Genomic DNA, 14,262 nt, shown 5'->3' with positions numbered 1-14,262 from the left:
CGCTAGTTGTTAATTGGTATGGGGCATTGGGCATGGGGCATGGGACATTGGGCATGGGGCATCGAAGATAGTTTTTTATCAATACCTACCTAATGTCTGTGAAATGGCGTTGCTTTCTGGTGTGGATGGGGTTAAAGTGTAGTTCGTCTTTTTAGCATCTCCAAAAGTTTTGTAAAGTGGGCGGGAGGAGTAGCTGTCACTTCAATCAACTCCTCAGATATGGGATGCTGCAATTTGAGTCGGCAAGCGTGTAATGCTTGACCAGGCAAATTTACCCCAACGGAATGGCCAGAACTATAAACTGGGTCGCCGACAATGGGATGACCCATTTTGGCGCTGTGGACACGAATTTGATGGGTGCGTCCAGTTTCTAATTGAAAGTGAATTAAAGTGAAGTTACCAAGGCGTTCTAATACTTTCCAGTGAGTGACGGCGACTCGTCCGCCTTGTTCAACAGGCATAACAGCCATTTTTTTGCGGTCTTGGGGATGGCGACCAATAGGCAAGTCGATAGTGCCACTTTCAGTTTTTGGAGCACCGTAAACTACGCCCAAGTATTCTCGTCGTGCAGTTTTTGCTTTGAGTTGTGCTTGTAGATGATGGTGGGCAATATCTGTTTTAGCGATCGCGATCGCGCCTGTAGTATCCTTATCCAATCGATGGACGATTCCTGGACGTTGTACTCCGCCAATTCCTGGTAAATTGGGACAGTGAGCCAATAGAGCATTTACTAAAGTACCATCTGGATGACCGGGTGCAGGATGGACAACCAAGCCTGCGGGTTTGTTGAGAATAAGTAACTGGTCGTCTTCGTAAAGGATATCTAAAGGGATATCTTCTGCTTGCAGTTCTAAAGGTTGAACTTCTGGTATTTCCAGAGTGATGCGATCGCCTACCTTGACATTGATCTTCTTGGATGTACAAACTTGATCGTTAAGTTGGACGTTGCCCTGTTCGATTAACTGTTGGATGCGGGAACGGGATAAGTCTGGTAATTCTTGGGAAAGGTAACGGTCGATGCGATCGCCCTTGGTGTTAATGCAGTGTATCGTACTCTTAAGGGGAAGCAAGCTAGGTAAAGCATCCTCCAGTGGAGTTGATAAGCGTTCGCTATTTTCTTGGATTTGTAAATTAAATTCGGTCACAATTGCTCTAGATTAATTCCCGTTCTTTAAGTAAAGCGCGAAATACTTTAAAAGGGCGTTATAAATCGCGTCTACCGAGGCAAAACCTTGATTTTACCTTAGCGAACGAGAGTTCGTGTACCCGCGAATTTCATTACCTTAGCTGTCTTGTATTTGTTCTCTTACCGATTGTCGAAACGCGCTAAGTGCTGAACTCATTCCTATAGTTCGCGCCATTTCTACAAATCGAGGAATAAGTTCTGTAATAGAAAAAGTAGGGAATGTGGGGCTGATAAGATACTTCACATATTGCTCACCTTGCAGCAAGCTAATTTCTAGGTTTTTGCTTTCATATCGCCAAATTTCAGGTACTTTCAACGCTTCGTAGGCACTAATTTGGGTTTTAGAGGTGACATCAATTTCAATAACGAGACGCTGCGCGTAGCTTGCTTCTCCGTAGGAGTATGCGGTTCGTTTTTTCATGATTTTGTGTAAGTCCTGGTTTAAATTCTCTGCATTTTTCCACCTCCGCGTCCTCCGCGCCTCTGTGGTTCATAATTCTAAATCTATAACTTCTTGCGGCAACTCAAATAAACCATCTTTCCCAGCTTCAAAATCTATCACCTGATACACAGCATCAATATTTAACTCACCATAAATGTGAGGAAATAATTCCCCTATTTCAGCAGGTTCATAGCGAATTTCAGCTTGGACTTTTTCAGAATCAATCAAAAGTAGTACTAATTCTTTTTGATTATCAAAAAATCTCTTTGCAACCTTGAGTATTTGCGTTGATTTTGAACAATGTATAAAACCTTCACTGTTTAACGAATCAGCACGATATGTACCAAGATTTTTTGCTTGTTCCCATTGTTGACGTTTGGTAATATGGAGAATGGTGTTCATAGAAAATCTAGGAATTTCTGCGTATTGTAATATTGTCATAAATTCGTCTAAGTTTGTAAAGTCTTGAATAACTTTTGTAGCGCCTATATTTATTAATTTATTATTACCTATTCTAATAAAAGCAATATTTAACTTATAGGCTGCTTTTACATCCCAAGCACCATCACCGACAAAAACAACTTTCTGGAATTTTTCAACTTGATAAATATTCTCTGCTTTGATAATAGCTGTTTTAATAATCTCTTTTTGCGAAAGTGCATCATTAGCTGAAGCCAATGGAATGCCTTCTATTTCTATATTAACTTTTTGAAGTTTTAGTTTAGCAGACTCACGCCAACCACCAGTTGCGATCGCAACACACCAATCAGAGTCTAGCTGTAATTTAGCTAATATATTTGCAGAACCAGGAATTTCGCTGAATAAATCTTGGTTATTAATAAACGCTTTCTGAAGTAGACTAACAAAACGCGCTTTGATTCTGATTAACTCTTCATCTGAAGGAAGACGTTCTAATTTTTCTTGGAAAATTTGCTGGGTAATTCCAGAATCTGTGGTGTATGTGTATTCAGTCCAATTTGTATTTATACCAAAAATTCCAAATTCCAATTCAAAAGCACGTACAAAACAATTTCCATCAATTTTGTTTGTATTTGTTAGTGTCCCATCAATATCAAAAACGACTAATTGCATACAAGCGATCGCTCAACAATATTGTTTTTTTTGTGCCTTTGCGTGAGATTCTCATTTTATAAATTTGGCGGAATACAAACATCTGGCGAACACAAACCAGGAAACTCCAGCGTTGTCACCTCAAAGCTATCCAAATCTACGCAACGAATAGCATGGTTATTAGTATCAGCAATATATAAATAAGAACTCAAAGCACTCAATCCCGAAGGTTCAAAAAACCGAGTGTTCTTACCCTGGCCATTTTGTAAACCAGCAGAACCATCTCCTAAAACTGTTTGACAATTTCCACTAGGACTAACTAATTTAATTTTATGGTTATAGGTATCTGCTACCCACAAAAAATTCTGAGCGTATTCCACTCCTAAACAATGCTGTAAACGGACATCTTCACCTTGTCCATCTACATCGCCAAAACCAAATAAACCGCCACTACCACAAACAGTTCGTACTTGATACGGTTCGACAATTCCAACACCACGAATTGAACTAACTTCACTATCAGCAATATATAATTCTTGCCCATTATTAGTAATACCACTAGGTTGAGCAAAAGCAGATTCAGTAAGTGAACCATCAATACACGCTTCTGCACCAGTACCAGCATAAGTTTTGATGATGCCAGTTTCTAAATCCATTTGCCAAATTTGATGCGGCCCAGCCATTGCAATAAATAAGGTATTTCCCACTTTCACTAAATCCCAAGGTGAATTCAGTGCGGTTTCTAAACCAGCACCGCCATGAGGATGGATATTACGACTTTGTTCACCAGTTCCCGCAATAGTTTCAACTACTTGGCCCTTTAAATCAACTCGCCGCAGTGCATGATTTTCTGTATCCGCAACGTAAAGAATCTGATTTTCGGCATCATAAGCCATTCCTTGGGGTGCAAAAAATTGCGCTTCGTGAAAAGCACCATCGGTTAAGCCAGATTTTCCAGTACCAATCAACTGTAAAATTTGTCCGTTGAAGCTACTCATAACTAGGCGGTGATGTCCAGAGTCAGCGATAAACAAACCTGCTTGAGTAGCTAGAACTTTACCAGGAAAAGCTAGAGGTGTGATTAATGGTTGGCGCTGTTTTTCTAAAGTTAAGCTGATTTCTTGGAAATTAATTGTGCCTTTGTCTTGGTGTTGCTGAATTAACTTTTGAATCAACTCGTCTAAAGTGTTACGGTTTCCTTCACCAGAAATCTGGCCAATCACGTAACCTTCTGGATCAATAATTATTAACGTAGGCCAAGCACGCACAGCATACTCTTCCCAAATCCGAAAACCTCTGTCAACTATAACTGGATGTTCAATGTCATAGCGCAGGATAGCTTGGCGAATATTTTCTGTTTCCTTTTCGTTGTCAAATTTGGCGGAGTGAACGCCGATAATAGTAAGACTATCTTTATATTTTTGTTCTAAATATTTCAGGTTTGGCAGAATATGCAGACAATTTATACAGCAGTATGTCCAAAAGTCTAAAATTACGACTCTACCCTTAAGTTGTTTAAGAGACAATGGTTTATCGGTATTGAGCCAAAAGTAATTTTGCGGTAATTCTGGCGCTCTAACACGGGGAATCATACTAATTTGTAATTCGTAATTAAGCTCGACTTTATCCATTTTCTAGCAACGCGATACTCCTGCGGAGTCGTTGCACGAACGCTAATGCTAAAACCTATATGGGGTATTAGTTTTACCTATTCGATTTCACCGTGAATCAGTGATATAGAAAAAGTTTTTGCTAAAAAGTTAGGTTTTTTGCTTTATTAAGCAAAACCAAGTTCTTAATTTTGGATAAAGTCGAGTTAAAAAGATATTTTAAAAGTCTCAAAATATACCATAAAGCCCAGTTTAATTTCTCTCAAAGCATCGGGGATATGACGCAGGCCTTGGGGTTATTTCTATGCAGCTTCAGAAAGAAATGGTATCAACAAAGCAGCTTATCTGTTGGTATTTGTTGCCCATACAGGAACATTAGAACCTGTATAAATTACCAAGTTTCCATTATTTTGAACTTCGAGACGACAATTAGAACCAAGCCCAGCTGTATTACTTGCCCACACAGCGGTTTCACTATAATTATAGCTGACTAAATTGCAGTCGGTTTGCATGACGGTGTAGTAAACTGCTATGTTGTAAGTGTTTGATGCCCACAGAGGAGTGCTGTCAGCATAAAGAACAAAGTTTCCATCAGATTGCTGGATAGCTTTATATACCCCATTAGGTGAAATCAAATACTGATTAGTGGCAGCGAATAAGTATTCGCCTGTATAAAGGATAGATTTAAGAGATGTAAGGATAGATATACCAGTAACCGCTAGAGCCTTGTTTTGTTGAATTAGCAACGTAGCTTGTGATGAAATTGCAAATGCTGCTGTTAAACCTAGAATTGTGGACAGTTTAGATAATTTCACAAACCTACCTCCAATACAGTTCTCTTGTTTATAGACAATGCTGAGGTGTGATAAGTGGTAGTGTAAAATTAAATACCGGGGTTTCCGACCTGGTGAGGTACGTTTTTAAAGCTGCTTATTTTGTTAGAAAAGATTTAGGTGTACCTCAGTTGCTTAGGAAACGCTATATACATTTGTCATTGTGAATGAAGCGAAGCAAAATAAAGCAATTCGCTTGCACTTTGGAATTGCTTCTCTACGAGACGCTACCGCGAACGCTACATTTCATTCCGCTCGCAATGACATAAATAATTTAATTTTGCGTAACCACTTAGGGGCAAAGTCAGCCTTGATTAACATCAGACTAGACTGTTAGTTGCCGTTTAAAAAAGAAATTGTTAAAAAGTTTACACTTTGAAAGGACTTGAAAAACTAACTACTACGAAGTTATCAGCCTGGGTGCAGCTAGCTAAAACCCAAGTTGAACGAGGACAAGTTGCCGATCGCATTCCGCAATTAGCTTTAGCTGATTCTGCTTGGTTTGCAGTTCATATCTGTTGTAAATCGGGGCAGACTATTAGCTTTGGGGATACAGCTTGTATTTTCCCGCTAATGAGCGCCATCAAGACATTTTCTCTACTTTATCTGCTAGAACATCTAGGAGCAGAAAAGGTTTTCGGCTGGGTTGGGGTGGAACCATCAGATGCACCCTTCAATTCTTTAGAACAATTAATTAGCGATCGCGGTCATCCCCGCAACCCCATGATTAATAGTGGGGCAATTACCCTGTCTGATAAGTTACCAGGAAAGGACGCTAGCGATCGCACTTTCTTATTTTGTCAATGGCTGAACCAATTAGCAGGTTGCCAGCTAAGGTTAGATGAGGTAATGCTGGCTTCAGTGCGATTAACCCGTTCAACAGCTAATGAAGCGATCGCTAATTATCTCGCCCAAGCCGGTCATCTAGAAAATATTGAAACAGCACTTGATACTTATGAGCAAATATGCTGTATTTCTGGGCGAGTTGAAGATTTAGCCCTGTTAGGAAAACTCCTAGCTTGTGAAAATAGCTGTTTATCAGCACAAAATCGCCGGATTGTCAACGCTGTAATGTCAACTTGTGGACTTTATGAAGCTTCTGCCGAGTTTGCAGTCAGAATTGGTTTACCGATGAAATCAGGCATTGGTGGTGGACTTGTAGCAATAGTACCAGGAGAGGGAGCGATCGCTTGTTACAGTCCTGGTTTGGATAATATCGGAAATCCTGTAGGAGCGATCGCATTTGTTGAGGCTTTAGCGCAAGAGTTACAGTTGAGTATTTTTGGTTAATTCTGGTTTTTCTGGATCGGGAGCAGTTGTTTTAGATAACGGCGTAGATTCAGAATTTGGCGTTACCTCTGGCTCTGGTTCTGCTGGTGGCGTAATTATTTTTGGTACAGGAGACTCAATAATTTCTGGTAGTGTAGGTGACGAACTAGGAGATGGTGCAATTGTTACTTGTGGAGTCGGTGTCTTACCCGTTAGACGATTAAAAAATCCACCAAATCTAGATTTTGTTGGCTGAGGTGTTACTTTTTCGGGTAACGGCGTTGATTCAGGAGTTGGCGTTACCTCTGGCTGTGGTTCTGGTGTTGGCGGAATAATTTCTGGTACAGGAGACTCAATAATCTCTGGCAGTGTGGGTGGCAAACTAGGAGATGGTGCAACTGGTGCTTCTGGGGTGGGAACTTTACCAGCCCCACGGTTAAAAAATCCACCAAATCTAGGTTTTCTTGGCTGAGGCGTTACTTTTTCGGGTAACGGTGTTGATTCGGGAGTTGGTATTACCTCCGGCTGTGGTTCTGATGCTGGGGACTCAATAATTTCTGGTAGTGTCGGGGATACGCTAGGAGATGGTGCAGCCATTGGAACTTCTAATTTTGGTTTTTCTGGCTGTGTTTTGGATTTTTCTGGAACTTCAGTTTCAGGAATAGGCTGTTTTTCTACCTTCGGTTGGGTTTGGGGTGTTTTTTCAACAGAAGGTGTGGGTTTAGGTGCAAGTTTATAATTCGGGTCTACAATACCGCGTACCTCATCTGCTGTGAGTTCTCCTCTGACAATTCTCGACAGAGTATCTTTACCATTTGGCTGGTAGTCAATCAATCTAACTGTAGTATTAAAAGCATTTTTGACAGGATTTCCCTGATTATCAAGAAATTCTAGCTTTACCCAGTTTTTCCCTGGACGGAAGCCTTTAAGGTAAACTGCCTGCCAGCGATCGAAAATAAAGCTTTCAGCATTAATAGTGGAGCGGATGCGCCAATCACTGAACTCGTCATTGGCGTTTTCTTTGCCGACGAGGTGGAGAGGAGCATTAGTTAGGTAGAAGTCCAGTAAGATTGGTTCTGCTCCGTAGCTGCTTTGAGGACGGCTGTAAGTTAGCAGGGGTAATTTAGGATCTGGGGTGTTGTCGTCGGTTTTAGTGAAGACGTGAAATGTTGTTTGGGCATAAGCGCCTTCATTCTTAAAGCTTTCATGCCAAGGACGAGAGGCAAAGACGCGCAGGGTATGACTACCTGGAGACAAGTCTGGCAAAACCAAGGGCTGATTCAGGTCATAAACAGGTATATAAGGTTGATTATCCAGAATTACGTGTAAATGTGGTCCCAGTTGTAATTGTGGGTCTTTAAATATTGGTAGATCCTTAACCTGAAAACTAGCTGTAACTTTGTTGTCTTGAAGAACTTCATCAAATTTTGGAGTAACAATTGTCACTTGTGGCTGATAAACTTCCAAAATTTGACGCAGTTCTTGAATAACAGATGGAGGGGAAACTTCCGAAAATTGCTTTGAAATTTGAGAAATCTTTGGGGAGTTTTCTTTATAGCCAGTAGATACTTCCTGGCTGTCGGCTTTCTCGCCGCAACTGGTCAAGCTTAATACCAGCACCAATGTCATTACCCACCTGAGAATCGAGAACCTCTCAGGGAGAAATTTCTCTAACACCCTTTTCAGGCACGAGTTCATGTGTTGCACCCAGTGATAGTCTTCGACAATTGACAGATTATTTTGGCTCAAACTGTCCATCTGGAACTATAGCCCAAAAGGTGAAATCTGCCTCACATCACATAAATTTTCCTTGGTATTCTCATAAAATTCTAAAATAAGTCATATTCTTTACAGCGTTTTACTTGCAAAAATTGAAATATGACATAAATGTTCATGAGTAATAAGAGTAAAAGCTGCGACATTCGCTACATACAGCCAAACCATAAATTTTACGAATTGTTATTCTTTGTAAATTAAATAGATAAACTATTGACTTTTGGACAAAAAATTTGAATTTAAAAGCCAGTTAATGCATGAATTTCAGCAATATTTGAGCAAGTTTGAATTATTGTTAAAATATCTCCAACAATGTACAAGTGAAGACTCTATAATTCAACGAGAAACAACTCTCCACATCGGGTCTTGATCGCGGCTTCAGTAAAATTCTGGAGTATGCGGTAATGGTTCATTTTGTGGTATACATGATTCCTCATTCCTTATCAAGAGAGGAGGTCGAATGACAATAAGTCCTCCGGAGCGAGAGGAAAAAAAGGCAAGAGTAATCGTCGATAACGATCCAGTTCCAACCTCATTCGAGAGATGGGCGCAACCTGGACACTTTGACAGATCCTTAGCCAGAGGTCCCAAAACCACCACATGGATTTGGAACCTGCACGCACTCGCCCATGATTTTGATACACATACAAGCGATTTAGAAGACATCTCCCGCAAGATATTCTCAGCCCACTTCGGCCACTTGGCAGTAGTGACAATCTGGTTGAGTGGGATGATTTTCCACGGCGCGAAGTTTTCTAACTACGAAGCTTGGCTAAGTGACCCGTTAAACGTTAAGCCTAGCGCTCAAGTCGTTTGGCCCATTGTCGGACAAGACATTCTAAACGGTGATGTTGGCGGTGGTTTCCACGGTATTCAAATCACCTCCGGTTTGTTCCAAGTATGGCGTGGCTGGGGAATCACAAACTCCTTCCAACTTTACTGCACAGCGATTGGTGGATTGGTATTAGCAGGCTTGTTCCTATTTGCCGGCTGGTTCCACTACCACAAGCGCGCTCCCAAACTGGAATGGTTCCAGAATGTGGAGTCGATGCTGAATCATCACTTGCAAGTACTGCTAGGTTGTGGTTCCTTGGGATGGGCAGGTCACTTAATCCACGTGTCCGCACCGACCAACAAGCTTTTGGATGCAGGTGTTGCTCTCAAAGACATACCTCTGCCCCACGAGTTCATCTTGAACAAAGACTTGTTGACCGAACTGTACCCTGGCTTTGCAGCTGGTTTAGCACCTTTCTTCACCTTGAACTGGGGTCAGTATGCTGACTTCCTCACCTTCAAGGGCGGTCTGAACCCGGTAACAGGCGGCTTGTGGTTGACTGATATTTCTCATCACCACTTAGCGATCGCAGTTCTCTTTATCGTTGCTGGTCATCAGTACCGTACCAACTGGGGTATTGGTCACAGCATTAAAGAGATCCTAGAAAACCACAAAGGCCCTTTCACTGGTGAAGGTCACAAAGGTCTGTACGAAAACCTGACCACATCTTGGCACGCTCAGTTGGCTACTAACCTAGCCTTCTTGGGTTCGCTAACCATCATCATCGCGCATCACATGTACGCGATGCCCCCCTATCCATATTTGGCAACTGATTACGCTACACAGTTGTGCATATTCACTCACCATATTTGGATTGGCGGCTTCTTGATTGTTGGTGGAGCAGCTCACGCTGCGATCTTCATGGTGCGGGATTACGATCCAGTTGTGAATCAAAACAACTTGCTGGATCGGGTGATTCGTCATCGTGACGCGATTATTTCTCACCTGAACTGGGTGTGTATTTTCCTCGGTTTCCATAGCTTTGGACTTTACATCCACAACGACACAATGCGTGCATTGGGTCGTCCTCAAGACTTGTTCTCTGATACAGGGATTCAATTGCAGCCAGTATTTGCCCAGTGGATACAAAATATCCACGCTTTGGCTCCTGGTACAACTGCACCCAATGCCCTAGAACCAGTTAGCTATGTCTTTGGCGGCGGTGTCTTGGCTGTTGGCGGTAAAGTGGCAGCTGCACCCATTGTTTTGGGTACAGCGGACTTCCTAATTCACCACATTCACGCTTTCACCATTCACGTCACCGTCCTAATTCTGCTCAAAGGTGTGCTGTACGCCCGTAGCTCTCGTCTGATTCCAGACAAAGCAAACTTGGGCTTCCGCTTCCCTTGCGACGGCCCTGGTCGTGGCGGTACCTGTCAAGTCTCTGGTTGGGATCACGTATTCCTCGGACTTTTCTGGATGTACAACTCCCTGTCTATTGTAATTTTCCACTTCAGCTGGAAGATGCAATCAGATGTTTGGGGAACCGTAGATGGAGATGGGACTGTAACTCACATCACTGGTGGTAACTTTGCCCAAAGTGCTATTACCATCAACGGTTGGTTACGAGACTTCTTGTGGGCACAAGCTACACAAGTCATCAATTCCTATGGCAGCGCGCTATCTGCCTATGGTCTACTCTTCTTAGGCGCTCACTTTGTCTGGGCATTCAGCTTGATGTTCCTGTTCAGTGGTCGCGGCTACTGGCAAGAACTGATTGAGTCCATTGTTTGGGCGCATAACAAACTGAAGGTAGCACCAGCAATTCAGCCTCGCGCCCTGAGCATTATTCAGGGTCGAGCTGTAGGGGTAGCTCACTACCTCTTGGGAGGAATTGCCACAACCTGGGCATTCTTCCATGCACACATCCTTTCAGTAGGGTAGCAATCAGTTGTGGAGTGCTGAGTGCTGAGTGCTGAGAAAATACTCAAAACTTGGTACTCAGAACTCAGGACTCTAGACGCTGGTATTTGATGGCTAAAGGTCAGAGGATTTATTAAACCTATGGCGACAAAATTTCCGAAATTTAGCCAGGATCTCGCACAGGACCCGACGACTCGTCGGATATGGTATGCGATCGCTACAGGCAACGATTTTGAAACCCATGATGGCATGACGGAAGAAAATCTTTACCAAAAGATTTTCGCAACTCACTTCGGTCACTTGGCAATCATCTTCCTGTGGGCATCCAGCCTCCTGTTCCACGTAGCCTGGCAAGGTAACTTTGAACAGTGGATTAAAGATCCCCTTCACATCCGTCCCATCGCCCATGCGATTTGGGACCCCCACTTTGGTAAACCAGCAATCGAAGCTTTTACCCAAGCTGGTGCTAGCAATCCGGTAAACATTACCTACTCTGGTCTCTACCATTGGTGGTATACCATCGGTATGCGGAATAACGGCGAACTGTACAACGGTTCAGTGTTCTTGCTGTTATTCGCTGCTGTATTACTGTTTGCTGGTTGGCTGCACTTGCAACCCAAGTACCGTCCTAGCTTGGCATGGTTTAAGAGCGCTGAACATCGCCTAAACCACCACCTAGCAGGTTTGTTTGGTGTTAGTTCCTTGGCGTGGGCTGGTCACTTAATTCACGTTGCTGTCCCCGAATCTCGCGGTCAGCACGTAGGTTGGGATAACTTCCTGAATACCCCACCCCACCCAGCAGGTTTAACACCATTCTTTACAGGCAACTGGGGTGTTTACTCTCAAAACCCTGACACTCCTGGACATATCTTCGGGACATCGCAAGGTGCAGGAACTGCAATTCTGAGTTTCTTGGGTGGTTTCCATCCCCAGACAGAAGCTTTGTGGTTGACTGACATAGCTCATCACCACCTAGCGATCGCAGTTTTATTCATCGTTGCTGGTCATATGTACCGGACAAACTTTGGGATTGGTCACAGTCTCAAGGAAGCCTTGAATGCCAAGAGTTTCTTTGGTATTCCTGTTGAAGGCCCGTTCAACTTACCTCACCAAGGTATCTACGACACCTACAACAACTCCCTGCACTTCCAATTGGGTTGGCACTTAGCAGCGCTAGGTGTTGTAACCTCCCTGGTAGCGCAGCACATGTACTCCATGCCTTCCTACGCATTTATTGCGAAGGACTACACAACTCAGGCAGCGTTGTATACGCATCACCAGTATATTGCTGGATTCCTGATGCTTGGTGCATTTGCCCACGGAGCAATCTTCTGGGTTCGTGATTACGATCCAGAGCAAAATAAGGGCAACGTCCTTGAGCGCGTGTTGAAGCACAAAGAAGCGATTATTTCCCACCTTAGCTGGGTATCCCTTTTCTTAGGCTTCCACACCCTTGGTCTGTACGTACACAACGACGTGGTAGTTGCTTTCGGCACTCCTGAAAAGCAAATCTTGATTGAGCCAGTGTTTGCTCAATTTGTCCAAGCTGCTAACGGTAAGGTATTGTACGGTTTAGATACATTGCTATCTAACCCCGATAGTATTGCTTACACAGCATGGCCTAACTACGCTAACGTTTGGCTTCCAGGTTGGTTAGATGCCATCAATGCTGGTACTAACTCCCTGTTCTTGACAATTGGCCCTGGCGACTTCTTGGTACACCATGCGATCGCTTTAGGTCTCCACACCACCACCTTGATTTTGGTCAAAGGTGCTTTGGATGCCCGTGGTTCTAAGCTGATGCCCGATAAAAAGGACTTCGGCTATGCCTTCCCTTGCGACGGCCCCGGTCGTGGCGGTACTTGCGACATCTCAGCATGGGATTCCTTCTACCTCGCTACATTCTGGATGCTCAACACCATTGGTTGGTTGACCTTCTACTGGCATTGGAAACATCTAGGTATTTGGCAAGGCAACGTAGCTCAGTTCAATGAGAACTCTACATATCTCATGGGCTGGTTCCGCGATTACCTCTGGGCTAACTCTGCTCAGTTGATTAACGGTTACAACCCCTACGGCGTGAATAACCTGTCTGTCTGGGCTTGGATGTTCTTATTTGGACACCTAGTTTGGGCTACTGGCTTCATGTTCTTAATCTCCTGGAGAGGTTACTGGCAAGAGTTGATTGAAACCCTTGTTTGGGCACACGAACGCACTCCTCTAGCTAACCTAGTTCGCTGGAAAGACAAGCCCGTGGCTCTGTCCATCGTTCAAGCTCGTGTAGTTGGTCTAGCTCACTTCACTGTTGGCTACGTCGTGACTTACGCCGCGTTCTTGATTGCTTCTACTGCTGGTAAGTTCGGTTAATTCGGCTCCTAGTTTTGTAGATAAGTAACAAAAATCCCCTGCCGCAAGGTGGGGGATTTTTTGTAGAATTAGTTAATAAAATTACAGTAATGGAAGTTGAAGGTGCTATAAAAATAAATGGAAAGAAAATGCAATTCAAACAAAAATCTAATTATCAAAGAAAATTGGTGGCTGATGTCATGTAGTTTTCCTAACTTAAATTGGGCAAGGTTAAGAACTTACGATGATTTATCCGCTGAAATATTAGATTGTGATGGTTCTAAATACACATTTTCTAATGAAGAAGAAGCACGTTACTTCTTAATGGAGGATGAATTCACGCAATTTGAATCACTTGATCGAGAAGATGAACAAGAAATCGGTATCTCGTTATCTCTCATACATATCCCAAAAGGAAAAAATGAAAGGGAGTTAATAGAAAAAATGTATGTAAAACAAACCGAAATACGAAATGAACACTAAACTTGTTGAATCACTGTTGCAAGTTATATTATCTCTCTCTAATGATGAGCGATCGCTTTTGGAAGAAAAACTATTTTTCGATTTATCAGAGCCTTTAACCAGTGACTTAATGCAACTTGCCCAGACTGGAGGAGCCTTTAACTTTCTTGAAAATGAACCAGATATATACTCACTTGACGATGGAGAACCTATCTAATGTCTCTCCAAAAAAGTGATATCGTCTTGGTTCCATTTCCATTTACAGACTTGAATGGAACAAAGCTACGCCCTGGTTTAGTTTTATGGATAGACACTATAGGCGATGATGTCACTTTATGTTTTATTTCATCTCAAAATATAAGTAGTTTGAGTCCAGAAGAGTTCATTTTAAAACCTTCAGATTCAGATTTTACTAGTACTGGATTACGGGTTGCTTCTAAAGTTAGGGTGACTCGAATAACTACCATAGAGCGTAGACTAATCACCAGAAGGATAGGTAAATTAGGAGCAAGTCAAGTCCAGCAGTTGAATACAGTAATTCTTCAAGCTCTGAAATTGACGTAATCTCA

General features: G+C 42.7%; 12 protein-coding genes and 1 pseudogene. 6 read left to right on the top strand and 7 right to left on the bottom strand.

Annotated elements, in window-relative coordinates:
- Positions 1–131 precede the first annotated feature (131 nt).
- From HWQ43_RS29575 to HWQ43_RS29550, 6 genes and pseudogenes are all read right to left on the bottom strand, one after another.
- Positions 132–1,049, bottom strand: a complete 918-nt coding sequence (locus tag HWQ43_RS29575; RefSeq protein ID WP_292740324.1) for an RluA family pseudouridine synthase — start codon at positions 1,047–1,049, stop codon at positions 132–134.
- Between the two features lie 234 nt (positions 1,050–1,283).
- Positions 1,284–1,607, bottom strand: coding sequence for a hypothetical protein (locus HWQ43_RS29570; RefSeq protein WP_292740267.1), 324 nt, complete (start codon positions 1,605–1,607; stop codon positions 1,284–1,286).
- A gap of 69 nt (positions 1,608–1,676) precedes the next feature.
- Complete coding sequence (locus HWQ43_RS29565; protein WP_292740322.1) at positions 1,677–2,030, bottom strand: DUF952 domain-containing protein; 354 nt, start codon at positions 2,028–2,030, stop codon at positions 1,677–1,679.
- 123 nt (positions 2,031–2,153) lie between these two features.
- A pseudogene (locus HWQ43_RS29560) lies at positions 2,154–2,720 on the bottom strand (HAD family hydrolase); the annotation flags it as partial.
- A gap of 56 nt (positions 2,721–2,776) precedes the next feature.
- A complete protein-coding gene (locus tag HWQ43_RS29555) occupies positions 2,777–4,291 on the bottom strand; it encodes a thioredoxin-like domain-containing protein (RefSeq protein ID WP_292740320.1) in 1,515 nt (504 codons plus the stop codon).
- Positions 4,292–4,650: 359 nt separating this feature from the next.
- Positions 4,651–5,124, bottom strand: coding sequence for a hypothetical protein (locus tag HWQ43_RS29550; protein ID WP_292740265.1), 474 nt, complete (start codon positions 5,122–5,124; stop codon positions 4,651–4,653).
- Positions 5,125–5,517: 393 nt separating this feature from the next.
- Between HWQ43_RS29550 and glsA the strand changes: the two genes are divergently transcribed.
- Entirely contained in the window at positions 5,518–6,432 is a 915-nt protein-coding gene (glsA, locus tag HWQ43_RS29545) for a glutaminase A (protein WP_292740263.1), read from the top strand.
- Here the strand turns inward: glsA and HWQ43_RS29540 are convergent.
- Entirely contained in the window at positions 6,409–8,109 is a 1,701-nt protein-coding gene (locus HWQ43_RS29540) for a hypothetical protein (RefSeq protein ID WP_292740261.1), read from the bottom strand. The two genes, glsA and HWQ43_RS29540, sit on opposite strands and share 24 nt — an antisense overlap.
- 538 nt (positions 8,110–8,647) lie before the next feature.
- On the opposite strand from HWQ43_RS29540, the gene psaA reads away from it, so the two are divergent.
- The 5 genes from psaA (at position 8,648) to HWQ43_RS29515 (ending at position 14,257) form a co-directional block, all read left to right on the top strand.
- Positions 8,648–10,906 (top strand): photosystem I core protein PsaA, encoded by a 2,259-nt coding sequence (gene psaA / locus HWQ43_RS29535; protein WP_292740259.1) that lies wholly within the window; start codon positions 8,648–8,650, stop codon positions 10,904–10,906.
- Between the two features lie 120 nt (positions 10,907–11,026).
- Positions 11,027–13,252 carry a photosystem I core protein PsaB gene (psaB, locus tag HWQ43_RS29530; protein WP_292740257.1) on the top strand — a complete coding sequence of 742 codons (2,226 nt, stop codon included), beginning with the start codon at positions 11,027–11,029 and terminating at the stop codon, positions 13,250–13,252.
- A gap of 117 nt (positions 13,253–13,369) precedes the next feature.
- Positions 13,370–13,714, top strand: coding sequence for a hypothetical protein (locus HWQ43_RS29525; protein WP_292740255.1), 345 nt, complete (start codon positions 13,370–13,372; stop codon positions 13,712–13,714).
- Positions 13,704–13,910 carry a hypothetical protein gene (locus tag HWQ43_RS29520; protein ID WP_194142884.1) on the top strand — a complete coding sequence of 69 codons (207 nt, stop codon included), beginning with the start codon at positions 13,704–13,706 and terminating at the stop codon, positions 13,908–13,910. Before HWQ43_RS29525 ends, HWQ43_RS29520 begins: the two co-directional genes overlap by 11 nt.
- The gene (locus HWQ43_RS29515; RefSeq protein WP_292740252.1) at positions 13,910–14,257 is read left to right on the top strand and encodes a type II toxin-antitoxin system PemK/MazF family toxin; all 348 of its coding nucleotides are present in this window, start codon (positions 13,910–13,912) and stop codon (positions 14,255–14,257) included. Before HWQ43_RS29520 ends, HWQ43_RS29515 begins: the two co-directional genes overlap by 1 nt.
- Positions 14,258–14,262: the final 5 nt, after the last annotated feature.

The sequence above is a fragment of the Nostoc sp. JL31 genome (assembly GCF_017114965.1).
Lineage (GTDB): Bacteria > Cyanobacteriota > Cyanobacteriia > Cyanobacteriales > Nostocaceae > Nostoc > Nostoc punctiforme_A.
Note: the sequence above shows the minus strand (reverse complement) of the source record. Positions and strands in the feature narration are given on the sequence as shown.